Source organism: Pseudoxanthomonas sp. 97-1-1 (genome assembly GCF_057773125.1).
This window is the reverse complement of sequence record NZ_JBYMTJ010000001.1, coordinates 915,108-940,381: the sequence shown is the minus strand read 5'-3', so window position 1 is coordinate 940,381 and position 25,274 is coordinate 915,108. Positions and strand designations below refer to the sequence as shown.

The window sequence follows — 25,274 nt, the reverse complement described above, 5'->3', positions numbered from 1 at the left end:
TTCGCCGAGCGGTGCACACGTTCGTGCCTGGCACTCCGGCCCGTGGTTCCGGAGTGCTGTGATGCAGGAAGGGCTGTGGCCCCGACGGTTTTTCGCCTCCAAACAGGGTGTCCGGGTACCGGGTCGGGGCGAAAGCCCGTCCTGTGGTGGGGTCAGTCCAGCTCGCGGTGGAAGGTGGCGACTTCTTCCCAGCCCTGCTCGCGCGCATGCCGCGCCATGGTTTCGGCCAGGTAGACCGAACGGTGCTTGCCGCCGGTGCAACCGAAGGCGATGGTCACGTAGCTGCGGGTCTCGCCGCGCAGGCGGGGCAGCCAGGTATCCAGGAAACCGCTGACCTGGCCGACGTACTCGGCGACCTCCGGTTGGGCGTCGAGGAATGCCCGCACCTTGGGATCCCGGCCGGCGTACGGTCGCAGTTCGGGGTTCCAGTGCGGATTGGGCAGTACCCGTGCGTCGAACACGAAGTCGGCATCGGCGGGCACGCCCCGCTTGTAGGCGAAGGACTCGAACAGCAGCGAGAGCTGCGTGCCCTTGTTGAAGGCGAACTCGGCGATGATTCGGCGGCGCAGCTGGTGGACGTTGAGCTGGCTGGTGTCGATGACGACATCGGCCTCGTCCCGCAGGGGCTGGATGATCGCCCGTTCCTGGTGGATGGCTTCCTGCAGGGACAGTCCACCGTGGCCCAGCGGGTGGCGGCGGCGGGTGTCCGAGTAACGGCGAAGGAGCACCTCGTCATCGGCATCGAAGAAGATCAGCCTGCCTTCCAGCCCCAACTGCGCCAGTGCGGCGCGCCACTGGGCGAGTTTGGACAGGTCGCTCTGGCGGCTGCGCACATCGATGCCGATGGCGATCCTGGGCGGCAGTTCGTCCTCGCGCATCAGGCTGCGGACGAAGGATGGCAACAGGTCCACCGGTAGGTTGTCGATGCAGTAGTAGTCGAGGTCCTCGAAGGTCTTCAGCGCCACCGACTTGCCCGAGCCGGACAGGCCGCTGACGATCACCACGGTCGGTGGAAGTGGAGGCGTGGTGCCGTTCTCTTCGTGTGCGTCCACGGGGTTGTCACCGGCCTGCGTCATGGCGTGCTGCGCTCCAGCAGGTTGCTGTGGCGCGCGATGAACATCGCGGCAGGGTCGATGCCCTTGGTGCGCAGGATGTGCAGGCGGGTAGCGGCCTCGGTCAACACGGCCAGGTTGCGGCCGGGCATGACGGGCAGGGTGATCAGCGGCACGTCCAGGTCCAGCACGTGGCGGGTGCCGGAATCGCCGGTCAGGCGCTCGTAGCCGTGGGGATTGGGCTCGGTCATCGGCCGGGTCAGGTGCACGATCAGGCGCAGGTACTTGTTCTTCTTCACCGCCGTGTCGCCGAACATCTCGCGGACATTGAGCACGCCCAGGCCGCGCACTTCCAGCAGGTCCTGCAACAGCTCGGGACAGGTGCCGTCCAGCACGTCCGGCGCGATCTGGGTGAACTCGGGAGCGTCGTCGGCGACCAGCCGGTGGCCGCGGCTCAGCAGTTCCAGGGCCAGTTCGCTCTTGCCGGACCCGGCTTCGCCGGTGATCAGCACGCCAATGGAATAGATTTCCATGAACACGCCATGCAGCGTGACCCGCGGCGCGAGCGTGCGTGCCAGGTGGTAGGACAGATGATTGAGCAGCTCATGCCCGCGCTTGGGGGAGAGCCACAGCGGCGTGTCGTTCTCGTTCGCCGCCTCGCGCAGGTCCTCGGGGCAGGACTGGTTCTTGCTGATCACCAGCGCCAGCGGCTTGGCCTGCACGATCTTCTCGATCGTCTCCCAGCGTTGGCGGGAATCCAGTGAATCCAGCCAGGTCAGTTCCTCGGTGCCCAGGATCTGCACCTTGTTGGGATACACCGCGTTGAGGTAACCGGCGAGCGAGGGGCGCCGCGACACGGTGTCGCCGGATTCGAGTATCCGCTTCTCGCCCTTCTGGCCCGCCAGCCAGCGCAGGGCCAGCTTGTCCTTCTGCTGGTCGAACAGTTCACGGGCGGTGATGCTGGTATTCATCATGCGGAGGCGGCCGGCAGGAAGGGGTGCCGGGCCCGGGGCAGCAAGGCGCGCATCGTCGTCGCGTTCGCATGCCGGGAGCGGCGTCTGCCAGTGTAATGGCCCATCCGCGGGTTCGCGACCGCGCGGGCGCTTGGCGGCGCGCTGCGTGCATGCGGTGCGCGCCGGGATCAGTGAAGGCCGCTCCGCGGGGCGGAGCGACCTTGCGTGGCGTCACGTGCGGCCGGCGTCAGCCGATCAGCTCTCCGCGCGCAGCGGTGCGATGGACATCGTTGCGCTTTTCCTTGTGCTTGACCAGCAGGCGGTCGAGCTTGTCGGCCAGGATGTCGATGGCGGCGTACATGGTCTGCGCGCCGGCATCGGCGTGCAGGGTGCGACCCGCCACGATGATCGTGGCCTCGGCCAGGTAATCGGGCTTGCGGGTTCCCAGCTGCGTACGGACCTCGAAGGGTTGCTCGAAGTGGCGTTCGAGCCGCTTCAGTTTGGTTTCGACGTATTCGCGCAGGGCGGGAGTGACTTCGATTTCATGGCCGTAAGTCTCGATACGCATGTTGCCTCCTTCGGGTCGGTAGAACCGCGCGCAGGGCGCGGATGGCGTGTCATGGAATGACAACGCGGACAGGGTCTGGGTTCCGGCAATCCTCCTCTGTCAGTTGCGATGGGAAGCGGTGCTTCCAGGTTCAAAGATGGACCCGTCGGCGGCAACTATCAACCTCTGGCGCGTTCTTTTTCGCGCAGTGTGAGCTGGTGTGAAAAATGCGTTGCGCCGCCCCGGAACGCGATCACGGAACCGGTGCGCGCCAAGCAGGATTCAGGCGATGCGCACGCGTTCGTGCGAAGAGAGGATGTTCAATGCTTCGCGGTACTTGGCCACGGTGCGTCGCGCCACCGGAATGCCGGACGCCTTGAGCAGGTCAGCGAGCTTCGCATCGGACAGCGGCTTGCGGGGGTTCTCGGCATCGACCAGCCGGCGGATCATCGCCTGGATGGCGGTGCTGGATGCTTCACCGCCGCCCTCGGTGTCGATGCCGGAGGCAAAGAAGGCGCGCATGGGAAGGGTGCCGCGCGGCGTACGGACATACTTGCGGGCGATGGCGCGCGACACGGTGGATTCGTGCAGGCCCACTTCTTCGGCCACGTCGCGCAGCGTCAGCGGGCGCAGCGCCTGCTCGCCGAATTCCAGGAAGCCGGCTTGCTGGTGCAGCAGGCAGCGCATGACCTTGAGCAGGGTCTCGCCGCGCGCTTCGACGCTTTTCAGCAGCCAGCGGGCCTCCTGCAGTTGCGCCTTGAGGTAACCGGCATCGCTGTCGCCGCATTGCCGGATCATCTGTTCGTAGCCGCGATGGATCGCGATCCGCGGCAGCGTGCTGCCTGCGAGCGCGGCGCGCCATACGCCACGCTGGCGCCAGACCACGCAGTCGGGCGCCACATAGGTGTCGTGCGAGAGGTCGCCGATCTGCGCCCCGGGCTTGGGATCGAGCGTGCGCAGCAGGTGCACGGCCTCGTCCACCTCGGCGACGGGCCGTTTCAACTCCTGGGCGATGCCGGCCACGCCGCTGCGCGGCAGGCGCTCCAGGGCGGTGTCGGCGATCTGCAGGGCCAGCGCCTTGCCCGGCGTGTCGTCGCTGAGTACCGCCAACTGCAGGTGCAGGCATTCCCCGAGCGTCCGCGCCGCCACGCCCACCGGGTCGAAACGTTGCACCTGGTGCAGGACGACGAGGACGTCCTCTTCGTCCGCCTCGATATCCGGACGCAGCGCCTGCACGATGCCGGACAGTGGCTCGCGCAGGTAACCGTCTTCTTCCAGCGCATCGATCAGCGTGGCGCCGATGCGGCGGTCGCGCGGGGAGAGGTGGGACAGGTGGAGTTGCCACAGCAGGTGCCCGTGCAGCGTATCGGCTTCGGCCACGCGCTCGGCCGGGCTGCCGCCGTCTTCGTCGTCGAACGAGCCGCCGCTCGAGGAGGTCCATGGCCCTTCATCCGGCGACCAGTCGTCGCGATCGTCGGGCGCGTCGCGTTCGGCCTCCCTGGGGCTTTCTTCGGGCGGACGGTCATCTTCCGCACCGTGCGTGGGCACGGGCTCTTCGTCGGCCTCGGTCCAGTCGAGCAGGGGATTGGTCTCCACCGCCTCGGTCAACTCGATCTCGAGTTCGGCCGTGGACATCTGCAACAGCCGGATGGCCTGACGCAGCTGTGGCGTCATGACCAGATGTTGTCCCAGCGATGTCTGCAGGCGTGGCTTCATGTCCGACCCTGGAACCCGAAAGGCGGCCAAGAGCCGCCGACGGGATCACAGGCGGAAGGTTTCGCCCAGATAGACCCGGCGTACGTCCGGATTGGCCAGCAGTGCGTCCGGGGCCCCCTGCGCCAGAACGCTACCGGCATTGAGGATATACGCCCGGTCGCAGATTCCCAAGGTTTCGCGCACGTTGTGGTCGGTGATGAGGACGCCGATGCCGCGATCCTTGAGGTGCTTCACGATGCGCTGGATCTCGCCGACGGAGATGGGGTCCACGCCGGCGAACGGTTCGTCCAGGAGCATCAGGCGCGGTCGCGCAGCCAGCGCGCGGGCGATTTCCACGCGCCGGCGCTCACCGCCGGACAGGCTGGCGCCCAGCTGGTCGGAAACATGGGTGATCTGCAGTTCGTCCAGCAGCGAGGCCAGTTCGCGTTCGATGCCCGCGCTGTCCAGATCCTCGCGCAGTTCCAGTACCAGGCGGATGTTGTCGGCCACGCTGAGCTTGCGGAAGACCGAAGGTTCCTGCGGCAGGTAGCCCACGCCCAGCTTGGCGCGCTGGTACATCGGCTGCGCGGTGATGTCCTTGCCGTCCAGTTCGATGGTACCTGCGTCCGCAGCCACCAGGCCGACGATCATGTAGAAGCAGGTGGTCTTGCCGGCGCCGTTCGGACCCAGCAGCCCCACCACTTCGCCCGCTTGCAGGGTCAGCCCGAAATCGGCGACGACCTCGCGCTGCTTGTAGCGCTTGCGCAGTCCCTTCGCGGTGAGCATCAGTTCTTGCCCTGCGCGGGTGCCGCCGCCTTGGGCTGGATCACGGTGCGCACGCGGGTGCCGTCGCCGCCGCTTTCCATGTTGCCCGATTTGGTGTTGTAGACCATGCGCTGCCCGCTGTTGGAGCCGCGGTCGGATTTCACGGTGTAGTTGCCGATGAAGGTGATGGTCTCCGACTTCATGTCGTATTCGACGCGGTCGGCCTGGGCATCCATCCAGCTGCCGTCGTCCATCTGCTGCTTCATCTTCACCTGCTTGCCGGTGAAGATGGAGCGCGAGATCTCGCCGTCGGCCATGTGGATCTCGGCGGCGTTGGAGCGGATTTCCAGCGACCCCTGGGTGACGACCACGCCACCGCCCAGCAAGGTCTTGCCATTGCCTTCCATGTTGCCGGACTGGCTGCCGGAATCGATGGTCATGGCCTGGTTGCGGTCCGTGGACTTGGCCATGGCACCTGCGACGGGCAGCAGGAGCAACAGTGCGGCACTAGCGAGCAGAGCGCGGTTCATAGATGGATCTCACCTCGGATTTGAATGTGTAGTCCTTGGTCTTGAGATTGGTCTCAAAACCGCGCCCGCTCAGTCTAGAGCCGGGCTGGGTAACCGTCACCACGTCATCGGTCTGCGCCACGTCCCGGTCAGGGAACACGTTCAACGTGTCCGTGCGGAATTCCGCCTGGCGGGTGCCGCCCTTTGGTGACGTGCCATGCACATCGCCCTTCAGGCGCAATTCCTCGCCCTTCGCGCTGAGCCAGCCGGTCTTGGAGCGCAGTTCCCACGACCGGCCATCTTCTTCCGGCAGCAGGAACAGCGGGGTGGTGATGGTGAAGGTCTGGTCGTGCGGATTGCGCGCCATCTCGGGGGCACGCACCGCTACGGCCTCTTGCCCCTCTCCGTTGAGTGCGATCATTTCGAAGTCGCGCATCACGTAGTCCGATCGGTCGACCACCACACGGTTGGCTGCGGGAATGTCGCGGTTCTTCCAGGCCGACCAGCCACTCACGATGGCCGCCAGCAGCAGGACCAGGCCCAGCGTAGTGCGCCAGCTCATGCGGTGCCCCCTTCGAAGGTGGGTGCATGGCCCTGCACGCCCAGCAGCAGGTCGCAGGCCTCGCGCGCCGCACCCTGGCCTCCCGCCCGGCGGGTGCGCCAGTGCGCGTGCCGGGCCGTCCATGGGTGCGCGTCCGCAGGCGCGATGGCGAGGCCTACGGCGGAGAACGGCGGCACGTCGGGAAGGTCATCCCCCATGAAGGCGACCTGCTCCAGGCCGATCCCTGCCGAATGGCACAACTCGCGCACCTTGGCCAGTTTGTCCTTGATGCCGGTGAAGACCTGCACGCCCAGTTCGCGACCGCGGGCGACGGCGACCGTGCCACCGCGGGCCGTGATGAAGGCCACTTCAATGCCGGCACGCTTCAGCAGCACAAGCCCTTGACCATCCTGCACATGGAAAGCCTTCTGTTCGCGACCTTCGCCGTCCAGGTACAGGCGGCCATCGGTCAATGTCCCGTCCACGTCGAAGCACGCCAGGCGAATGCGCGCGGCGCGGGCCAGCACGTCATCGGTCAGGTCATGGAGATGGCGAAGGGGCATGGGGACAGGATCGGGTGGGGATGGGGGCAACGCAAGGGTTGAGGCAAGGACGACCCTGCGGTTTACACCACGCGGGCACGCAACAGGTCGTGAATGTTCAGGGCGCCAAGCGGACGCTGTTCATCGTCCACCACGATCAGGCCGCTGATCTTGTGGGTTTCCATCAGGCGCGCGGCTTCGACCGCGAGTTGGTCCGCACCGATGGTCGTCGGGTGGCGTGTCATCACGTCGGCGATCCGGGCGGTACGTACATCCATTGCCGGATCGTCGAGCGTGCGGCGCAGGTCGCCGTCGGTGAACAGCCCGGCCAGTCGGCCGTCGGCATCGACCACCGCCGTCATGCCGAGGCGCTTGCGGCTCATTTCCATCAGCGCCTCGCTGAGGGTGGCATCCGCGCCTACGCGCGGCACGTCATCGCCTGCATGCATCACGTCGGTGATGTGCAGCAGCAGACGGCGGCCGAGGCTCCCGGCCGGGTGCGAACGGGCAAAGTCGTCGGCGGTGAAGCCGCGTGCATCCAGCAGGGCCACGGCAAGCGCATCGCCCATCGCCAGCGAGGCGGTGGTGCTGCTGGTCGGAGCGAGGTCCAGCGGGCAGGCTTCTGCGGGAACGCTGACGTCCAGGTGGAGGTCGCTCTCGCGCGCCAGCGTGGACTGCGGCCGGCCGGTCATGCCGATGACGAGGTTGCCCTGGCGCTTCAGGACCGGCAGCAACATCAGCACCTCGTCCGACTCGCCCGAGTACGACAGCGCCAGCACGATGTCGGCGTCGGTGATCATGCCCAGGTCGCCATGCCCGGCTTCGCCCGGGTGTACGTAAAACGCCGGCGTGCCGGTGGAGGCCAGCGTCGCCGCGATCTTGCGCGCCACGTGCCCGGACTTGCCCATGCCGGTGCACACCACGCGGCCCTGGCCGGCGAGGATCGCCTGGCAGGCCGCCGAGAACGTGCCGTCGATACGGGCGGCCAGGGCATCCAGTGCACGCGCCTCGATCTCGATGACCCGACGGCCGCTGGCCGCCAGGCTAGCAGGCGAGACGGGGGGTGTCAGGGGGGACGGCTGGGACATGCGGACGGGGCGCCGGCGGGTAGAATGGCCGGGTATTTTATTAGGAAAGCCCGTTGGACGCCGAAACCATCCGTAAACTGATCGAAACCGGCCTGCCGGGCGCACGCGCCGATGTCCAGGGCGACGATGGCGTCCATTTCGAGGCGACCGTCGTGTCCGATGCGTTCCGCGGCAAGCTGCCCCTGGCCCGCCACCGCATGGTCTACGCCACGCTGGGCGACCTGATGGGCGGCGCGATCCATGCGTTGCAGCTCAAGACCGTGACTCCCGACGAGGCTGGCGCCGCCCGCTGAAGTATGGCGGCCAGCGATCCGCGTCGATTCCGTCCTCCACCCGAATTCTCCCTTCCGGATTTCCATGCAGAAGATCATCGTCACCGGTGGCAACACGCTCAACGGCGAAGTCACCATCTCGGGCGCCAAGAACGCCGTGCTCCCCATCCTGTGTGCGACGCTGCTGGCGGATGCGCCGGTGGAGATCACCAACGTGCCGCATCTGCACGACGTGGTGACCACCGTGAAACTGCTGGGCGAGCTGGGCGCGGGCATCACCATCGACGAGGGCACGCTGGCCAAGGGCCGCGGCATCACCGTCGATCCCACCACCGTCAGCCGCTTCGTCGCGCCCTATGAACTGGTGAAAACCATGCGCGCGTCGATCCTCGTGCTCGGCCCGCTGGTCGCGCGCCATGGTGCCGCGGTGGTATCGCTGCCGGGTGGCTGTGCAATCGGTTCGCGTCCGGTCGACCAGCACATCAAGGGCCTGCAGGCGCTGGGCGCGGAGATCACCGTCGAGAACGGCTACATCAAGGCGCGTGCCGCACGATTGAAAGGCGCACGCTTCGTGTTCGACATGGTCACCGTGACCGGCACCGAGAACGTGATGGCGGCGGCGACGCTGGCCGAAGGCACCACGGTGCTGGAAAACGCGGCGATGGAGCCGGAAGTCACCGACCTGGCCGAATGCCTCAATGCGCTGGGCGCGAAGATCGAAGGCGCCGGCACGTCGCGCATCGTCATCCATGGCGTCGAGCGCCTGGGCGGCGGCCGCCACTCGGTGGTGCCGGACCGCATTGAAACGGGCACCTTCCTCGTCGCGGCGGCGATGACCGGCGGCAGGGTCACCGCGCGCAATGCACGGCCCGACACGCTGGAAGCCGTACTGGACAAGCTCACCGAAGCCGGTGCGAAGATCGAGACCACGGCCGACAGCATCACGCTGGACATGCAGGGCAAGCGCCCGAAAGCCGTCAGCCTGACCACTGCACCGTACCCGGCGTTCCCGACCGACATGCAGGCGCAGTTCATGGCGTTGAACTGCGTGGCCGACGGCGTGGGCGTGATCAACGAGACGATCTTCGAAAACCGCTTCATGCACGTCAACGAATTGCTGCGCCTGGGCGCGGACATCCGCGTCGAAGGACATACGGCCATCGTGCGCGGCGTCGAAAGGCTGGGTGGGGCCCCCGTGATGGCGACCGACCTGCGCGCTTCCGCTTCGCTGATCCTGGCGGGCCTGGTGGCCGAGGGCGAAACCACCATCGATCGCATCTACCACCTTGATCGTGGTTACGAGAACATCGAAGAGAAGCTTGGCGGCCTTGGTGCGCAGATCAGGCGCGTATCGTGAGCCGGCGCGACCCCACGCTGTCCGGGAACCGCTCGCGGTTCCCCCTCCGTCGCAAGATCCTGTTGGGCATCGTGGTGGGGCTGCTCGCGTTGGTGGCGTGGCTGCATTACACCGGTTCGGCCGCCACGCATGGCATCACCACCCGGGACATGGACTGGAATGGCGACGGCACCGTGACCCAGGGCGAGATCGCGCAGGCGGTGTTCTCGGTGGTGGTCGAGCAGACGCAGGACGGAAACCGGCAGTGCAACGCTTACGCGTGGCGCAACGGCAGCGGGACGATCCGCATGGACTGCAAGACGGTATTCCAGGCCGCGGACGCAGCGGCCAAATGAAATAGCCCGGCCTGGCCGGGCTTTTTCATGGGTGTCTGGAGGATTCAGCGCCAGGATGTAAGTTGCAGGCGGAACACGTCGCTGCCGTCTTCCCGCTGCACGATGCGGACCGGCGCGGGAACGCCGGCGGCGATCCACGCGGTGGTCTGCTTGCCGCCCGCGCTCTGCACCACCTTGGTCGTGTCCAGCGCGCGACCACCCACGGTGATCTTCTCGCGGCCGGCCACGCGGTAGGTCATCGGCTTGGCCTTGCCGTTCTCCAGCAGGCGATAGCTCATGACCGTACGACCGAAGCCGACGTCGCGCACCAGCGCGAGGTTGACCAGCAATGCGTCCATGTCGCCCGGCTGCATGGCCACCGGGCCCGCGCGTTGCGGTTTCACGTCGCCGGTCCAGCGCGCCTGCATGCCTTTCCAGTTGTAGACGGTGATGACCGAGCGGGTCTTCATCAGGTACGTGGCACGATCGCTGCCACCCAGGGGCCGGTAGCGGCCGGCCGCGTCCTCGAACACCGTAGCCTGGCTCAGGTTCGCCATCGTGTTGCGGATGCCCATCGCGTAGGTCCAGCGGTTGCCCTGCTGGCTGAGCGACATCGCGCCGCCAGCCGAGATGCCTTTGAAGGACGCCTCGTATTGCGCCGTAAACGGCTTGAGCGCATGGGCGGGGAGGGCCGCCGTGGCCAGCGCGGCCGTGAGGAGGACGGACATCCGTGTCATGGGGGTCTCGGAAATGCGGGAGCGCGTGGCTCAGCGCCAGGACTTGAGCGTCAGGTCGATGGTGTCCTGTCCGTTTTCACGCTGCAGGATGCGCGCCGGCACCGGCGCGTCGGCCACCACCCAGACGATGGTCTGCTTGTCGCCGTCGGTGCGTACCACCTTGGTGGCGTCCTGCGGCTTGCCGCCAATCGTGATGCGCTCCTTGCCGGCAACCTGGTAGGTCATCGGCTTCGCGCGGCCGTTTTCCACCATGCGGTAGGTCAATGGCTTGCCCGCCGCCACGTCACGCACGATGGCCAGGTTGACCAGCAGGGCGTCCATGTCGCCGGCGGCCAGCTTCACCGGGCCGGCGCGGTCGGGCTTCACATCGCCGCTCCAGGTGGCCTGCGCCTTGGACCAGTCATACACCGTGTTGACGTTCTTCTTCTTGATCAACAGGCGAGAGCTGTCGCTGCTGCTCAGCGGCCGCATGCGGCCATCCTGCACGTCGAACACGGTCTTCTGGCTCAGGTCCACGGCCTGGTTGCGCACGGTCAGCGTGTACTGCCAGCGGTTGCCGGGCTGCGGCGCGACCGCCATCTGGCCTTCGCCGACCATGCCCAGGGCGCTGGCGTTGTACTGCGCGGTGAAGGCCTCGACGGCGAACGCGGGTGCGCTGGCGCTGGCGAGGATCGCGGCAGCCAGCAGCGTGCGCGGAGAGTGGAGCGTGGTCTTCATCATGTTCAAGGTACTCCCTGGTATTCGACCAGGCGCAGATCGACGCCGTCCTGACCGTTCTCCCGCTGCAGGATGCGCACGGGGGTGGGCACGCCGTCGGCGACCCAGAAAATGGTTTCGTCGTTGCCGCCGTTCGCCCGGCTGACACGCAGGGCACTGTAGCTCAGGTCCTCAACACTCACGATCTCGGGCTCCGACGACACGACGTACTGATAGTCGCGGATGCGGCCGTTGTCCACCACGCGGTAGTTGAGCTCGCGCCCCGGTGCGGCGTCGCGGATCACGGCCAGGTTCATCAGCAGGGCGCTCATGTCGCCTGTCTGCAGCGACAACGGTGCACGGCGGTCTTTCTTGATGTCGCCCCGCCATTGGGCGGTGCGGTTGGTCCAGTCATAGGTGCCGACCATGCTCTTGCCCATCAGCAGGGCGCGGCGGGCCGTGGCCTGGCTCAGCGGACGAAACTGGTTGTCGCTGGCATCGAATACGGTGCTCTGCTCGATGTTCAACCCGGCCAATCGCGCAAAACCACGCGTACCTTTCACATCCAGATCGATCTGCCACTGGCTGCCGGCCCTGGGCGCGACCTTCATGCTTGCGCTGCCGGCCAGCTTGCCCTCGTTGTAGGCCTGGTAGCTGGCCACGAACGGCTCCAGCGCCAGCGCGGGCGCGGTGGCGCCGGCCAGGGACAGGCCGAGCAGCAGGGAGCGGAGTGGGCAAAGCATCGGGGCAAGCAGGTCAGGGGAGCAGACGGTCGGCTGAATCTAGGGACAGCGCATTTAATAGCGGCTGACCGTGACAGAGCGTGATGTCGCCCTGTTCAGCCAGGCTGCCGCTGGCGGCCAGGCGCAGCACGGCCAGCAACAGGGCGTGCTCGCGCGGGAGCAGGCGTGCGGCCAGTGCTTCCGGCGTGTCGCCGGGCAGGACCGGTACCCTCACCTGGGCGATCACCGTCCCGGCATCCAGTTCAGGAATGACGAAGTGGACACTCGCGCCATGCTCGGTGTCGCCGGCCTCAAGCGCGCGGGCGTGCGTGTGCAAGCCGCGGTATTTGGGCAGCAGCGACGGATGGATGTTCAGCAGCCGGCCGCGGAAGCGGGAGATGAAGGCATCGCCCAGGATGCGCATGTAGCCTGCGCAGACCACCCAGTCCGGACCGGTGGCGGCGACAGCGTCCGCCAGGGCGGCCTCGTATGCGGCACGATCCGGGAATGCTGCGGGTCGCGCGCTCCAGCGCCGCGCTGCCGGGACCAGACGCAGGGCAGGGGCGGTCGGCTTGTCGGAGAACACGCCCACCACGTCGGCATCGAGGGTGCCGTCGGCAATGGCCTGCAGGATGGCCTGCAGGTTGCTGCCGCGGCCGGAGGCCAGTACCGCGATGCGCGCGGTCATGCCTTCACGCCGTGACGCTCGGCGCGCGCCAGTGGCCAGGCCAGCAACGCACCGACCGTGGCCAGCAGCATGTCGGCATGCGCGTCCCACCCATCACCCTGCTGGCCGTTGTAGGACTCGGCCGCCTCGGGCGACATGGTCAGCGCGATGCCCCACTCCAGCCATTCGTACAGCAGGCTCGTGCACATGATCAGCATCACCGCCAGCGTGAACGCCTGGCCCACCGATAGCCGTGACCAGCGCTGGCGCAGCCAATGCCAGACGGCGGGCGTGAAGCAGACTCCGTACATCAGGTGGATGAAGCGGTCGAAGTGGTTGCGCTGCCAGCCGAACGCTTCCGCCGGCGACCAGCCCGTCGCGGCCTGCAGCCACGCATCATATGGCACGTAGGAATACAGCCAGCGCGCGCCGATGCAGTGCGCCACGATGAAGGCGCAGATCAGGGCGAAATGCACCGGCCGCAGCGGCCAGCGGCGGTCATGCCACCACAGCCAGGCCAGTCCGAGCACGGTCAGGCTGCTGTGCATGGCCTGTTCGACCGGCCACCGCGGCGCGATCCAGCTGGAGGCGAACACCGCCAGCGTCAGTCCGAAGACGATCCCCTTGCTGCGCGGCATGCCGCGCTCAGCCGATGCGGACGCGTTCGCCGCCGTGGGCGGTGACGACTTCACCGATCTGCCAGTGCGCCAGTTGCAGGCGGACGAGATCCGCCTGCACGGCGGCAAGCTGGTCCGGCGCAACCACCAGCACGAAGCCGATGCCGCAGTTGAAGGTGCGCCACATCTCGGCGTTCTCCACCGCGCCTTCCCGTTGCAGCCAGTCGAACACGGGCGGCAGCGTCCACGCACTGGCGTCGATGTCCAGGCCCAGGCCGTCCGGGATCACGCGGATGATGTTCTCGGTCAGGCCGCCGCCGGTGATGTGCGCCATCGCATGCAGGTCGTGCGCCTGCAGCAGCTCCAGTACGGGCTTCACGTAGAGCGTGGTCGGTGCCATCAGGGCATCGGCCAGCTTCACGCCGCCCACATCGATGTCGGCGGGACGGCCGGCGCGGTCGTAGATGCGCCGCACCAGCGAGTAACCGTTGGAATGCGGGCCGCTGGAGGCGACGCCGATCAACACGTCGCCCGCGCGTACCTTGGCGCCGTCGAGCAGTTTCGACTTCTCCACCGCCGCCACGCAGAAACCGGCGAGGTCGTATTCGCCGGGGCCGTACATGTCGGGCATCTCGGCGGTCTCGCCGCCGATCAGTGCACAGCCGGAAAGCTCGCATCCCCGGGCGATGCCACCGACCACCGACACCGCGGTGTCCACGTCCAGCTTGCCGGTCGCGAAGTAATCCAGGAAGAACAGCGGCTCGGCGCCCTGCACCAGCACGTCGTTCACGCACATGGCGACCAGGTCGATGCCGATGGTGTCGTGGCGGCCCAGTTGCTGCGCCAGCTTCAGCTTCGTGCCCACGCCGTCGGTGCCGGAGACCAGCACCGGTTCACGGTATTTGCCGGACAGGTCGAACAGCGCGCCGAAGCCGCCCAGTCCGCCCATCACTTCCGGCCGGAAGCTGCGCTTGACCAGCGGCTTGATGCGTTCGACCAGCTCGTTGCCGGCGTCGATGTCGACACCCGCGTCGCGATAGGTCATCGGGGTGGGGGCGGAAGGCGTCGGCTGGGTCACGGGCGGTCGTCGATGGGGCAAGAGGCGTGATTTTAATGGAATCGGCAGGCCTCGCGGCCGTCCTGAACGGGTGCCGTTGGCGATGGCGGGCCATTCGGGCAACAATTCACAGGGTCTGCAGAGCCCAAGGACGCTCGATGCGCTGGATCCCAGGTTTCGCCCTCGCCACCGCCGTGCTGTTGGCGGCCATGACCACGACGCCCGTCGCACACGCCCAATCGGGCTTGCGCACCGAAGGCGACGCGGTCTCCGCGCGCGGGCTGTATCAGGCCGAGGTACCGGTCAACGGGCAGGGCGAGGAAGAGCGGCAGGGCGGCTTCGCACGCGCGCTGGGAACGGTGCTGGGCAAACTGTCGGGTGACCGGTCGGCGATGTCGCGCCCTGGCGTCGGCGCCGAGTTGCGCAACGCCAAGGACTACGTGGATGGCTACGACTACCGGCAGGATCAGGGTACGTCGCCCACCGGCGCGCCCACCTTCCGAACCACGCTGGTGGTGCGGTTCGATGAAGACCAGGTCAATGGACTGGCGGGCGCGCTCGGCTTGCCGGTGTGGCCGCAGCCACGCCCGAAGCCGGTGGTCTGGCTGGCGATCAACGACGGCAGCGGTCCGCGCCTGGTCGGCTTGCCGCAGTCCAATGCCGCGCGCCCGTTGCTCAACCGCGCCATCGAGCGTGGCTACGGCCTCGGTCTGCCGGCCGGCGGTGCGGCGGAACAGGCGCTGGTCGGCGCCATCTGGCGCCAGGACACTGCCGCCGTCGCGCGCGCGTCGGCCCGCTACAGCCCGCCGATGCAGCTGATCGGCAAGCTCTACCGCAGTGCCAAGGGTGGCTGGACCGCCGACTGGGTGTTCGTCGATGCCGGCAAGGTGCTGGCGAAGTGGTCGGTGACCGACGCCGATGCGCGCCGCGCGATGGCCTCCGGTGCCGACGGCACCGCCGATGCGCTGGTGAAGCGCTACGGCAAGCGTGGCAGTGCGGGCCCCGCGGGTACCTATCGCGTGCTCTTCACAGGCATCCGCAGCACGGACGATTACCTGCGCCTGACCGGGCATCTGCAGAAGATGGCAGTGGTCCGTCGCATCACCCCGGTGCGTGCCAACGGCGATGTCGTCGAGTTCGACCTGGAGCTCGTGTCGGGCCTGGCCGGGTTCCGTCGCACGATGGGCGACGAAGCCCCCTTCACCGGTGGCGAAGGCGAGCCGCCGGCCTACCAGATGCGCTGACCCACAAGGATGCCCATGGATCTCTCTCCCACGCCGGTCGGAACGCTGGCCCGCCGCTGGCAATGGCTGCTGGTCGCGGTGATCATCGGCTGGCTGGTCTGGCTGCTGGCACCGGTGCTGACGCCGTTTGTCTGCGCGGCACTGCTGGGCTGGCTTGGCGACCCATGGGTCGACCGGCTGGAACGCTCGGGGCGCTCGCGCACCGTGGCGGTGGTGCTGGTGTTCACGCTGATGCTGCTGCTGCTGGTGCTGGCGCTTGTGATCCTGGTGCCGATGATCGAACGTCAGGTGGTCACGGTGATCGAATCGCTGCCGGCTTACCGGGACTGGTTCGTGCAGACCGCGCTGCCGTGGGTGGAGCGCCGCACCGGGCTGGAACTGGTCGCGTGGCTGGACCCGGACCGGCTGACCGAATGGGTGCGTGGCCACTGGCAACAGGCCGGTGGCGTGGCGGCCACGATGTTCGGCTATTTCTCGCGCTCCGGTTTCGCGGTGATGGCGTGGGTCGCCAACCTGGTGCTGCTGCCCATCCTGACGTTCTACTTCCTGCGCGACTGGGACATCCTGGTCGAACGCGTCGCGGCGCTGGTGCCGCGCGACCATATCGCCACGGTCACGCGGCTGGCGCTGGAATCGAACGAAGTGCTCGGCGCCTTCCTGCGCGGCCAGTTCCTGGTGATGCTGGCATTGGGCGCGATCTATGCGGCCGGCCTGTCGGTGGTGGGGCTGAAGGTCGGCCTGCTGATCGGCATCATCGCCGGCCTGATCAGCTTCGTGCCTTATCTCGGTACCGCCACCGGCATCGTGCTGGGCGTGATCGCCGCGCTGGTGCAGTCCGGCGGCGACTGGTCGCTGGTGGCGATGGTGCTGGGCGTGTTCGTGGTCGGCCAGATGCTGGAAGGCTACGTGCTGACGCCCCGCATCGTGGGCGATCGCATCGGCCTGCACCCGGTCGCTGTGATCTTCGCCATCATGGCCGGCGGCCAGTTGTTCGGCTTCCTTGGCATGCTGCTGGCGTTGCCGGTGGCGGCGATCGCCAACGTACTGCTGCGCTTCGCCCACGAACGCTACACGCAGAGCCGGCTGTACGCCGGTGACCGCCCCTCCATCGTGCTGGACTCGTACATCGACAAGGGCAGCGTGGAGCAGGCGCCGGCGCGCGACACCGATACGCCGTGAGCAGGGGCATGCAGGGTACCGACCTCGGTCCGCAATTGCCGTTGGCGCTGCGCTATCCGCCGGATCAACGCTTCGAGAGCTTCATCGGTCCGCCGCAGGGCGCGTTGGCGGCGCTGGGTGCCCTGGCAGTCAGGCCGGGCGCGGACTGGGTCTATCTGGCCGGCCCGTCAAGGACGGGCAAGACCCATCTCGCGCTAGCGCTGTGCGCCGCCACCGAACAGCAGCATCGTCGCGCGGCCTACCTGCCGATGGCCGCTGCCGCCGGCCGGCTGCGCGATGCACTCGACGCACTGGAGGGCAATGATGTGGTCGCGCTGGACGGCATCGAAGTGATCGCCGGTACGCGCGAGGATGAAGTCGCGCTATTCGATTTCCACAACCGCGCGCGTGCCTCCGGATTGAACGTGCTGTACACCGCACGCGGTATCCCCGACGACATCGGCCTTGATCTCCCCGACCTGCGTTCACGCTTGCAGCAGTGCTTGCGCGTGATGCTCGATCCGCTCGACGAGGCGGGGCGGCGTGATGTGCTGCGCGAACGTGCGCAGCGGCGCGGACTGGTGCTGGAAGACGCTGCGCTGGAGTGGCTCCTCACGCGGACCGATCGTGATCTGGGCGCGCTGGTGGCGCTGCTGGACCGCCTCGATCGCGCATCGCTCGCAGCGCAGCGACGTATCACGGTGCCGTTCCTGCGCAGCGTGCTTTAGGAGCGGGCCTTGCCCGCGATGCTTCCCGCGTAGCGCAGGGAAGAACGCTTTTGGCTACACGCTCAGCGTGGCTTCCAGTTCTGCCAACCGTTGCGGCGTACCTACGTCCGTCCAGCAGCCGGGGTGGTGTTCGCCGTGGATTCCGTCGGCGTCCATGTGCGCGCGCAAGATCGGCGCCAAGCGGAAGCGGGGCTTACCGTTCGCAGTCACGCCTACATGGTCGTCTACGTGCCTCGGCCAGTTGTCCAGCAGCGCTGCGCGGTAGACGCCGATGCCGGCGTACGTGAGGCGCCGTCCGCCGTCGCGCCGCACGTGTCCGGAAGGATCCAACGCGAAATCGCCGTGGGTGGCGTAGCCGGGTGGATCGATCATCACCAGGTGTGCCAAGCCCTGCGGCTCACGCGGCAGCCGTGCGAAATCGAAATCGGTCCAGATGTCGCCATTGACCAGCAGGAACGGCGCTTCGCCGAGCAAGGGCCGTGCGTTGAGCATGCCGCCACCGGTTTCAAGCGGCGTGTCGCCTTCATGCAGGTAGTGCAACCGCAGGCCCCAGCGCGCGCCATCGCCGAGCACCGCCGGGAAGCGGTCGGCCAGCCAGCTGGTGTTGACCACCACCTCGTCCACGCCCATTGCCGCCAGTTTCTCCAGGTGCCAGACGATCAGCGGCTTGCCTCCGGCTTCTATCAGCGGCTTGGGTGTGTGGTCGGTCAGCGGGCGCATGCGCTCGCCGAGTCCCGCCGCGAAGACCAATGCCTTCATGCGATCTCACCGCGCGCATGCAGTACGGGCTTGATGCGCGCATCAAGCAAGGTGTGCAGGCCCGCCAGTTCCGGATAGCGTGGCAACACCTCGTCCAGATAGCGGACGAAGCGTGGCACGTCGGGCAGGTAGCGGGTCTTGCCATCGCGGTAATGCAGGCGGGAGAAGATGCCGAGGATCTTCAGGTGCCGCTGGATGCCCATCCAGTCCGCATCGCGCAGGAACACCTTCAGCTCCGGCACCGGCAGCCCGGCACGGGTGGCGCGGGCGTGGTAGCGCGCCAGCCAGCCGTCCACGCGCTCCACCGGCCAACTCAGGAAGGCATCCTTGAACAGGCTCATCGCATCGTACGCGATGGGGCCGCGGACGCAGTCCTGGAAATCGATCACCGCCGGCCCCGGCGTCACCGGCATCAGATTGCGCGGCATGAAGTCGCGATGGGTCAGCACGCGCGCCTGCTTCAGCGCATTGTCCATCAGGCGCCGCTGTGCCAGTTCCAGCCCCTCGGCTTCGCCGCAGTCCAGCGTCAGGCCCAGGTGGCGCCGCAGGAACCACTCGTCGAACAGTCCCGCATCGCGTTGCAGCAGGGCTTCGCCGAATTCGCCCATGCCCTCCGGCGGCGTGATCGCCTGCAGGCGCAGCAACTGTTCGATGGCGGCATCGAACCAGGTGTCCGCATTGTCGTCGCTGATGACGTGCGCGAGGGTCGGGCCACCCAGGTCTTCCAGCAGCAGGAAGCCGTGCTCGGTGTCGATGGCCAGCACGTCGGGCACGCGCACGTCGCCGCCCGCCAGCAGCTCGCGCATGGCCAGCCATGGACGCACGTCCTCCAGGCCGGGAGGCGAATCCATCACGATGCGCCCAGGCCCGTCGCCCAGGCTGCGCCAGTAGCTGCGGAACCCGGCATCCATCGATGCGCGTTCCAACTGCGCGAACGGGTCGCCGAGCGCGCCACGCGCCCACTCCAGGCGCTGGGCTTCCCGCCCCGAGGGGTCCTGAATCGTTGGGTTCATGCGGTCGCGACCGGGCACAGGCGATAAAGGCCTACAGGGTAAACTGGCGCCCTACCGACTTGCGAGGCTTGCATGGCCAAACTCCAACCTGTGCTGCTTTCCGGCGGCTCCGGCACGCGCCTGTGGCCGCTCTCGCGCGAGGCGTATCCCAAACAGTTCCTGCCACTGGCGGGCGACGACACGATGGTGCAGGCGACCTGGCGTCGTGTCGAAGCCATCGCGGATCTGGGGCCCATCGTGGTGGCGAACGAGGAACACCGGTTCCTGGTCGCGGAACAGCTCCGGCAGATCGGCGCGCCAACACCGGCGATCCTGCTTGAGCCGGTTGGTCGCAACACGGCTCCCGCGATCGCGGCGGCCGCACTGCAGGCGATGGCCGGCGGCGCCGATCCGCTGCTGCTGGTGCTGCCATCGGATCATGTGGTGCGCGACGAGGCCGCCTTCCAGCGCGCCGTGCGCGAAGCGTTGCCTGCAGCCGACGCCGGCGCGTTGGTGACGTTCGGGATCGTGCCGGATGCGCCGGAAACCGGATTCGGCTACATCCAGGCCGAAGCCGGCGACGGCCTGCGGAAGGTGTCGCGCTTCGTCGAGAAGCCCGATGCCGCCACGGCCCGGTCTTACCTCGATGCGGGCGGCTACTACTGGAACAGCGGCATGTTCCTGTTCCGCGCCAGCCGCTATCTGGAAGAACTCGCGCGTTTCCGCCCCGACATCGTCGAAGCCGTGCGCGCGGCGCATGCAGCCGCGCGCCACGACGGCGACTTTGTCCGCCTCGACAAGGAGGCCTTCACTGCGTGTCCGTCGGACTCGATCGACTACGCGGTCTTCGAGAAGACGGATCACGCGATGGTGCTTCCGGTGGACATTGGCTGGAATGACGTCGGCAGCTGGTCCGCGCTGTGGGATGTCGCGGAGCGCGATGCCGATGGCAACGCCCACCACGGCGACGTGATCGCCGTCGACAGTCGCAACAGCTACGCCTACGCGCAACGACTGGTGGCCCTGGTGGGCGTGGACGACATCGTCGTGGTCGAGACCGACGACGCCGTGTTGGTGGCCCGCAAGGACCGCGTGCAGGACGTGAAGCTGGTGGTGGCGCGGCTGAAGGAAGAGCAGCGCAGCCAGGCCGTGCTGCACCGCGAAGTGCACCGCCCGTGGGGCAGCTACGATTCGGTCGACAATGGCGGACGCCACCAGGTGAAGCGCATCAAGGTCAAGCCGGGTGCGGCATTGAGCCTGCAGATGCACCACCACCGCGCCGAGCACTGGATCGTGGTCAGCGGTACCGCGAAGGTCACGCGCGGCGACGAGACGCTGTTGCTGTCCGAGAACGAGAGCACCTACATCCCGCTGGGTGTGAAGCATCGCCTGGAGAATCCCGGCAAGGTGCCGCTGGAGCTGATCGAAGTGCAGTCCGGCAGTTATCTGGGTGAAGACGACATCGTCCGCTTCGAGGATGTCTACGGTCGCAGTGAGTAATGGCGTGAGCTCCGTGCGCTACCGCCTGGACGATCTGGTGATCGATCTGGAGCGGCAGCGCGTCGAACGCAATGGCGAACTCCTCAACGTGGCGGGTCTCAGCTTCCAGCTGTTGCGCCACCTGCTGGAACAGGGCGACCGTGTCGTCGGTTTCGATGAGCTCATCCAGCGCGTGTGGGCGCCGGCGATCGTCAATGAGGAGACCGTCACCCAGCGGGTGAAGCTGCTGCGCCAGGCCCTGGGGGATGACGGACGCAGTCCGCGCTACCTGCGGTCGGTGCGTGGGCAGGGCTACCAGTTGTGCGCGCGCCCGGAACCGATGCTTGCCATCGAGCCCGCAAACATGCCGGAACCCGGATCGCATCGATCACGCCGGGTGGTCATGGCCACGGCAGGCGTCGTGGTGTTCGCAGCGTGCGCGGGATTGTGGGCGTGGAAGCAGCATGTCGATGGCAAGGCCGCCCGTACGCTGGCCACGGCGACCGCCCCGCCCTCGTTGCTGCAGCGTGCCGCCTACTACGCCAGCATCGGTCAGCGCGACGACAACGAACGCGCGGTCGAACTCTTCGGCCAGGCCCTTGAAGAAAAGCCCGGCAACGTGGATGCACTGGTCGGATTGAGCCGCGCCTACAGTGCCCGTGTCTGCCTGTTCAATTTTCCGCCGGAATGGGCGGAACGCGCGCAGATGCTGGCCGAGCAGGCCATCCGCGCCGAGCCCGGGCGCGCGACTGCCCACGCCGCGCTGGGCTATTCGCATGACTGCCGCGGCCGTATCGACGATGCGCTTGCCGGATACGAACGTGCCGTCGCACTGGACCCCACCGCCGACAACAGCCGCGCGTCCGCGGCCTACCTCTATGACCGCAAGGGGCGGCTCGCCCAGGCGCTGCTCGCGAACACATCATTGCGCGGCGATCCCGCGCGCGTGCGCTACCTGCAGGTGCAGATCGCCGGCATCCTGGATCTGCTGGGCTATCCGCAGGCGGCGGAAGCGCGTTATCGCCAGAGCTTCGCGCTGTATCCCGACAACGTGTTCTCCAACATCGCGTGGCCGCGTTTCCTGTTCCGCCACGGCCGCACGACGGAAGCGCAGGCCGCGCTGGACCAGGCCATGCGGCGCGGCACGGACCATGCCGACTTGTTCCAGCTGGCGGCCGAACTGGCGCAACTGCAGGGTGATCCCGCGGCTGCCCTGGCGGCCTACCGGCAGGCGGAAGCCTTGCGTCCCGGTGCCAGCCTGCCGACGACGCTGGCCCGCCTCCATGCCGGCGCCGTCGACCCGGCGTGGGCCACTGTGCGTGCCGACGGCCTTGCCCGCGAGTTGGAGGGCGGTGCGGGCTACCCCTCCGACTGGCTTGAAGTCGTCGTGCTGCGCGAGGCCGCCGGCGATCGTGCGGGGGCGCTCGCATCGCTGCAACGCGCAGTGGATGCGGGTTACAGCGATGCGGCGTACCTGCGGGTGTCGCCGTTGTTCAGGACGATGGCGGCCGAGCCCGCCTTCGCCCGCAGCGTGGATGCGCTCAACCGGCGCGTCGCGCTCGAGCACCGCAAGGTGCCCGTCGCGTTGCTGGAACGCCTTACGGCATCGCCTTGAGCACGTAGTCGCCAAACATCTGTTGCGACTGCGGGTGGACGTTGCGCTGGTTGAACGAAGTCCGCGTGATCACTGCCACCAGCTGCCGTTCGGGCACGATGAAGACGTAGTTGCCGCCGTTGCCCGACATCGCCCATGCCGCCTGCTCTCCTTGCTTGCCCGGAAACCGGAACCGCCAGAACTGGTAGCCGTAGTCCGCATCCTCGCGCGCCTGCGCGTGCACCGTCAGTGCCGCGTTGATCCAGGGCGTGGAGATGATCTGCCGGCCCTGCCAGCGGCCGCCATCGGCCACCAGTTGCCCCAGTTTGGCCAGGTCGCGGCTGCGGTAACGCGTTCCACCGCCACCCATGCCCACACCCTCCGACGACCTGTTCCACTGCACCTGTCGGATGCCGAGTGGGTGTTCCAGTGCTTCGGCAGCGAAGGTCGCCAACGGCTTGCCTGTTGCCCGTTCAATCACCGCGCCCAGCAGGAAGCTGCCCGCCGTGCAGTACGAAAAGGCCCGGCCATGCGGGCTGTCCTCGGGTCGCGTCATCCACGGCGCGAAGCCGCGCATCGGCAGGTCCAGCGCGAACCGGGTCCAGTCCTCACTCAGATACATGCGCTCCTCGTTGCCGGCGGAGAACTGGTTTTCGTCGTCGCACTCCCAGGCCGAGCTCATCGTGAGCAGGTCTTCCAGCGTCATCTGCTGCTTGCGCGGACTGGGGTTCCGCCACGGTTGCCTGTCGGCGAAGTAGGCATACACGGACGCCTGCGCACCGGGAATGTGCCCGCGATCAATCGCCGCTCCCAGCAGCAGGGCGGTGACGCTCTTGGTGGCCGAACGCGTGTCGTTGAGCACATCCGGGCCGCCGCCGTTGAAGTAGCGCTCGTACACCAGCTTGCCCTGGTGGGCGATGACGACACTGGTGACGCCTGGGAAATCCCCCTTCGCGATGGCCGCTTCAAGCGCCTGCAGGCGATCGACCTGCCAGCCGTCGTGACGGGCGTCGGCGGTCTGCCAGCCATCCTGCATCGGCACGGGCGGGCGATAGGCTTCCGGCACGACTGGGACGCTGGCAGATGGCTCCGCCGCGTGTGCAACGGGGGACATGACGAGGAAGAGCAACAGCAGGGAACGATGCATGGCATGACTCCTTGGAAGGGAGCGTCATTCCATCGCGGGCCTCGATGAAGCGCCTGACAGCCGAATGAAGAATTATGAAAGCGGTCGTGCGCGCCGCACGGGGACAAGAAAAAGCCCCGCGTGGCGGGGCTTTTCGTGGCACTCGGCCGTCCGGTTGTCCCCGGCGGCTCAGGCCTTCTTCTTCACCATGGCGTAGATGAAGAGCAGCACGATGGCGCCGACCACCGAAGCGATGAAGCCCGCCGGTTCGCCGGGTGAGTACCAGCCCAGCGCACCCCCGATGAAGCGCGCCAGCAGGGCGCCCAGGATGCCCAGAACGATGGTCATGAAGAAGCCGAGCTTGTCGTTGCCGGGCTTGAGGGCCCGTGCCAGCAAGCCGGCGAGGAAGCCGATCAACAACGTCCAGAGGATGCCGCCGCCAAAGATCTGTTCCATCGAGTCGCTCCAGTTGGGAATGCGGGGGTGTCCGGAGCGTAACCCAGGACTCCCCCCGCGAACCATCCGGCTCAGCAGCAACCGTGGTCGCCGTGCTGCTCGCCGCCGGCCACCACGCCCACGCCCGTGGTTTCGCCACGCACGCTGGCCGCATGGTGCTCCGCGATCACGCGCGCCACGCAGGCGGTGACCTTCTTGCCCATCGGGATGTGCAGGAATTCGTTCGGACCGTGCGCATTGGAATGCGGGCCCAACACACCCGTGATCATGAACTGCGCACCGGGGAACTTCTCGCCCAGCATGCCCATGAAGGGAATGGTGCCGCCTTCGCCCATGTACATCGCCGGGGCGCCGAAGAACTCGCGGCTGGAGGCGTCGATGGCCTTCTCCAGCCACGGTGACATGGCGGGCGCGTTCCATCCGGTGCTGGCCTTCTCCAGGTCCAGGCTGACCTGCGCACCGTTGGGCGCATCCTTTTCCAGTAGGTCCTTCAGCAACTGGCCAGCCTGCTTGCCATCCAGCGTGGGCGGCAGGCGCAGCGACAGCTTCACCGAGGTATGTGGTCGCAGCACGTTGCCGGCTGACGACAGCGGCGGCATGCCGTCCACGCCGGTCACCGACAGCGCCGGGCGCCAGGTGCGGTTGAGCACAAGCTGCGCCAGGTCGTTCGCCATCGGGGTCATGCCGGGCAGGAACGGGAACTTGTCGAACACGGCCGTATCCAGCACGCGCGCGGCTTCCTGCGCCTGCGCAAGGCGGTCCGCGGGGATCTCGACCTGCAAGCCCTCCGGCAGGATGCGGCCGGTCTGCTCGTCCTCGAGCCGCGACAGCAGCTGGCGCAGCAGGCGGAAGCTGGACGGCACCACGCCGGATGCGTCGCCCGAGTGCACGCCTTCCTCCAGCACCTTGACGGTGAAGTTGCCGCCGGCCAGGCCGCGCAACGACGTGGTGCACCAGAGCTGGTCGTAATTGCCGCAGCCCGAATCCAGGCACACGACCAGCGACGGTTTGCCGATGCGGCCTGCCAGGTGATCGACGTAGGCCGGCAGATCGTAGCTGCCGGACTCCTCGCAGGCTTCGATCAGGATGACGCAGCGCGCGTGCGGCACGCCCTGTTGCTGCAGCGCCTGGATGGCGGCCAGCGAGCCGAAGATCGCGTAGCCATCATCGGCACCGCCACGGCCGTACAGCTTGTCGCCCTTGATCACCGGCACCCACGGGCCCAGGTCGTCGTCCCAGCCGGTCATTTCCGGCTGCTTGTCCAGGTGGCCGTACAGCAGCACCGTATCTGCTGCTGTCTCGGGCCCGGTCGCAGGAATCTCGATGAAGATCAGCGGGGTGCGGCCTTCCAGGCGCACCACTTCGACTTGCATGCCCGGAACCGACTGCGCCTTCGCCCAGCGCTCCATCAGCTGGACCGCCTGTTCCATGTACCCGTTGGCTACCCAGTCCTTGTCGAACATCGGTGACTTGTTGGGGATGCGGATGTACTCGACCAGCTGCGGGACGATGTCGTCATCCCACTTTTCGGCTACGTAGCGGTCGACTTTGGCGGTATCCATGGCAACTCCGGAGTACTTGAGACGTAGTGCGCCATTCTACGCTCT

28 protein-coding genes are annotated in these 25,274 nt (G+C 67.4%); 8 read left to right on the top strand and 20 right to left on the bottom strand.

The features are described 5' to 3' along the window. Positions 1 to 152 precede the first annotated feature (152 nt). From rapZ to AC3DET_RS04475, 9 genes are all read right to left on the bottom strand, one after another. Entirely contained in the window at positions 153 to 1,076 is a 924-nt protein-coding gene (gene rapZ, locus AC3DET_RS04515) for an RNase adapter RapZ (protein WP_192200365.1), read from the bottom strand. Continuing rightward, positions 1,073 to 2,023 carry an HPr(Ser) kinase/phosphatase gene (gene hprK / locus AC3DET_RS04510; protein WP_142123599.1) on the bottom strand — a complete coding sequence of 317 codons (951 nt, stop codon included), beginning with the start codon at positions 2,021 to 2,023 and terminating at the stop codon, positions 1,073 to 1,075. The genes rapZ and hprK overlap by 4 nt, the downstream gene beginning before the upstream one ends. A 229-nt stretch (positions 2,024 to 2,252) precedes the next feature. Next, on the bottom strand, positions 2,253 to 2,573 hold the full coding sequence (hpf, locus tag AC3DET_RS04505; RefSeq protein ID WP_142123600.1) for a ribosome hibernation-promoting factor, HPF/YfiA family: 321 nt from the start codon (positions 2,571 to 2,573) through the stop codon (positions 2,253 to 2,255). Positions 2,574 to 2,834: 261 nt separating this feature from the next. Further along, entirely contained in the window at positions 2,835 to 4,226 is a 1,392-nt protein-coding gene (locus AC3DET_RS04500; protein ID WP_488391168.1) for an RNA polymerase factor sigma-54, read from the bottom strand. Between the two features lie 87 nt (positions 4,227 to 4,313). Beyond that, the gene (gene lptB, locus AC3DET_RS04495; protein WP_488390844.1) at positions 4,314 to 5,033 is read right to left on the bottom strand and encodes an LPS export ABC transporter ATP-binding protein; all 720 of its coding nucleotides are present in this window, start codon (positions 5,031 to 5,033) and stop codon (positions 4,314 to 4,316) included. Further along, positions 5,033 to 5,542, bottom strand: coding sequence for a lipopolysaccharide transport periplasmic protein LptA (gene lptA, locus AC3DET_RS04490; protein WP_337730459.1), 510 nt, complete (start codon positions 5,540 to 5,542; stop codon positions 5,033 to 5,035). The genes lptB and lptA overlap by 1 nt, the downstream gene beginning before the upstream one ends. Beyond that, positions 5,520 to 6,083, bottom strand: coding sequence for an LPS export ABC transporter periplasmic protein LptC (lptC, locus tag AC3DET_RS04485; RefSeq protein ID WP_488390843.1), 564 nt, complete (start codon positions 6,081 to 6,083; stop codon positions 5,520 to 5,522). Before lptC ends, lptA begins: the two co-directional genes overlap by 23 nt. Further along, on the bottom strand, positions 6,080 to 6,625 hold the full coding sequence (locus tag AC3DET_RS04480) for a KdsC family phosphatase (protein ID WP_192200369.1): 546 nt from the start codon (positions 6,623 to 6,625) through the stop codon (positions 6,080 to 6,082). The genes lptC and AC3DET_RS04480 overlap by 4 nt, the downstream gene beginning before the upstream one ends. A 62-nt stretch (positions 6,626 to 6,687) precedes the next feature. Continuing rightward, positions 6,688 to 7,692: a KpsF/GutQ family sugar-phosphate isomerase gene (locus AC3DET_RS04475; protein ID WP_488390842.1), complete on the bottom strand. Its 1,005-nt coding sequence runs from the start codon at positions 7,690 to 7,692 to the stop codon at positions 6,688 to 6,690. 53 nt (positions 7,693 to 7,745) lie between these two features. On the opposite strand from AC3DET_RS04475, the gene AC3DET_RS04470 reads away from it, so the two are divergent. The 3 genes from AC3DET_RS04470 (at position 7,746) to AC3DET_RS04460 (ending at position 9,656) form a co-directional block, all read left to right on the top strand. After that, entirely contained in the window at positions 7,746 to 7,985 is a 240-nt protein-coding gene (locus AC3DET_RS04470; RefSeq protein WP_192200371.1) for a BolA family protein, read from the top strand. Positions 7,986 to 8,049: 64 nt separating this feature from the next. Continuing rightward, complete coding sequence (gene murA / locus AC3DET_RS04465) at positions 8,050 to 9,321, top strand: UDP-N-acetylglucosamine 1-carboxyvinyltransferase (RefSeq protein ID WP_192200372.1); 1,272 nt, start codon at positions 8,050 to 8,052, stop codon at positions 9,319 to 9,321. Then, positions 9,318 to 9,656, top strand: coding sequence for an EF-hand domain-containing protein (locus AC3DET_RS04460; protein ID WP_337730454.1), 339 nt, complete (start codon positions 9,318 to 9,320; stop codon positions 9,654 to 9,656). The genes murA and AC3DET_RS04460 overlap by 4 nt, the downstream gene beginning before the upstream one ends. 44 nt (positions 9,657 to 9,700) lie before the next feature. Here AC3DET_RS04460 and AC3DET_RS04455 read toward each other — a convergent pair whose 3' ends face one another. Genes AC3DET_RS04455 through purM form a run of 6 tightly spaced genes read right to left on the bottom strand, consistent with a single transcriptional unit; the run spans position 9,701 to position 14,152 of the window. Next, positions 9,701 to 10,372, bottom strand: coding sequence for a DUF3108 domain-containing protein (locus AC3DET_RS04455; protein ID WP_488390841.1), 672 nt, complete (start codon positions 10,370 to 10,372; stop codon positions 9,701 to 9,703). 30 nt (positions 10,373 to 10,402) lie between these two features. Further along, on the bottom strand, positions 10,403 to 11,089 hold the full coding sequence (locus tag AC3DET_RS04450) for a DUF3108 domain-containing protein (protein ID WP_337730881.1): 687 nt from the start codon (positions 11,087 to 11,089) through the stop codon (positions 10,403 to 10,405). 5 nt (positions 11,090 to 11,094) lie between these two features. Continuing rightward, the gene (locus AC3DET_RS04445; RefSeq protein ID WP_488390840.1) at positions 11,095 to 11,811 is read right to left on the bottom strand and encodes a DUF3108 domain-containing protein; all 717 of its coding nucleotides are present in this window, start codon (positions 11,809 to 11,811) and stop codon (positions 11,095 to 11,097) included. A 13-nt stretch (positions 11,812 to 11,824) separates the two neighbouring features. Then, positions 11,825 to 12,478 (bottom strand): phosphoribosylglycinamide formyltransferase, encoded by a 654-nt coding sequence (gene purN / locus AC3DET_RS04440; RefSeq protein WP_488390839.1) that lies wholly within the window; start codon positions 12,476 to 12,478, stop codon positions 11,825 to 11,827. Beyond that, on the bottom strand, positions 12,475 to 13,095 hold the full coding sequence (locus AC3DET_RS04435; protein ID WP_488390838.1) for a DUF2238 domain-containing protein: 621 nt from the start codon (positions 13,093 to 13,095) through the stop codon (positions 12,475 to 12,477). Before AC3DET_RS04435 ends, purN begins: the two co-directional genes overlap by 4 nt. Positions 13,096 to 13,102: 7 nt before the next feature. Continuing rightward, positions 13,103 to 14,152, bottom strand: coding sequence for a phosphoribosylformylglycinamidine cyclo-ligase (gene purM, locus AC3DET_RS04430; RefSeq protein WP_488390837.1), 1,050 nt, complete (start codon positions 14,150 to 14,152; stop codon positions 13,103 to 13,105). 137 nt (positions 14,153 to 14,289) lie between these two features. On the opposite strand from purM, the gene AC3DET_RS04425 reads away from it, so the two are divergent. The 3 genes from AC3DET_RS04425 to hda are packed head-to-tail and all read left to right on the top strand — an operon-like array spanning position 14,290 to position 17,261. Next, positions 14,290 to 15,375, top strand: coding sequence for a DUF2066 domain-containing protein (locus AC3DET_RS04425; RefSeq protein ID WP_488390836.1), 1,086 nt, complete (start codon positions 14,290 to 14,292; stop codon positions 15,373 to 15,375). 15 nt (positions 15,376 to 15,390) lie between these two features. After that, positions 15,391 to 16,554, top strand: coding sequence for an AI-2E family transporter (locus AC3DET_RS04420; RefSeq protein ID WP_488390835.1), 1,164 nt, complete (start codon positions 15,391 to 15,393; stop codon positions 16,552 to 16,554). Between the two features lie 8 nt (positions 16,555 to 16,562). Next, positions 16,563 to 17,261: a DnaA regulatory inactivator Hda gene (hda, locus tag AC3DET_RS04415; RefSeq protein ID WP_488390834.1), complete on the top strand. Its 699-nt coding sequence runs from the start codon at positions 16,563 to 16,565 to the stop codon at positions 17,259 to 17,261. Positions 17,262 to 17,315: 54 nt separating this feature from the next. Here hda and murU read toward each other — a convergent pair whose 3' ends face one another. Both murU and AC3DET_RS04405 read right to left on the bottom strand, forming a co-directional pair. Next, positions 17,316 to 18,020 (bottom strand): N-acetylmuramate alpha-1-phosphate uridylyltransferase MurU, encoded by a 705-nt coding sequence (murU, locus tag AC3DET_RS04410; RefSeq protein WP_488390833.1) that lies wholly within the window; start codon positions 18,018 to 18,020, stop codon positions 17,316 to 17,318. Continuing rightward, entirely contained in the window at positions 18,017 to 19,033 is a 1,017-nt protein-coding gene (locus AC3DET_RS04405) for an aminoglycoside phosphotransferase family protein (protein ID WP_488390832.1), read from the bottom strand. The genes murU and AC3DET_RS04405 overlap by 4 nt, the downstream gene beginning before the upstream one ends. Before the next feature lie 72 nt (positions 19,034 to 19,105). Here AC3DET_RS04405 and AC3DET_RS04400 point away from each other — a divergent pair, with 72 nt between their 5' ends. Further along, complete coding sequence (locus tag AC3DET_RS04400; protein WP_337730444.1) at positions 19,106 to 20,512, top strand: mannose-1-phosphate guanylyltransferase/mannose-6-phosphate isomerase; 1,407 nt, start codon at positions 19,106 to 19,108, stop codon at positions 20,510 to 20,512. A gap of 4 nt (positions 20,513 to 20,516) precedes the next feature. After that, positions 20,517 to 22,106 (top strand): winged helix-turn-helix domain-containing protein, encoded by a 1,590-nt coding sequence (locus AC3DET_RS04395; protein ID WP_488390831.1) that lies wholly within the window; start codon positions 20,517 to 20,519, stop codon positions 22,104 to 22,106. On the opposite strand, the gene AC3DET_RS04390 is transcribed toward AC3DET_RS04395, so the two are convergent. From AC3DET_RS04390 to AC3DET_RS04380, 3 genes are all read right to left on the bottom strand, one after another. Further along, positions 22,090 to 23,232 (bottom strand): serine hydrolase domain-containing protein, encoded by a 1,143-nt coding sequence (locus AC3DET_RS04390; RefSeq protein ID WP_488390830.1) that lies wholly within the window; start codon positions 23,230 to 23,232, stop codon positions 22,090 to 22,092. The two genes, AC3DET_RS04395 and AC3DET_RS04390, sit on opposite strands and share 17 nt — an antisense overlap. 168 nt (positions 23,233 to 23,400) lie before the next feature. Continuing rightward, positions 23,401 to 23,667: a GlsB/YeaQ/YmgE family stress response membrane protein gene (locus AC3DET_RS04385; RefSeq protein ID WP_192200384.1), complete on the bottom strand. Its 267-nt coding sequence runs from the start codon at positions 23,665 to 23,667 to the stop codon at positions 23,401 to 23,403. 71 nt (positions 23,668 to 23,738) lie between these two features. Continuing rightward, a complete protein-coding gene (locus AC3DET_RS04380; RefSeq protein ID WP_488390829.1) occupies positions 23,739 to 25,229 on the bottom strand; it encodes a M20 family metallopeptidase in 1,491 nt (496 codons plus the stop codon). Between the last annotated feature and the right edge of the window lie 45 nt (positions 25,230 to 25,274).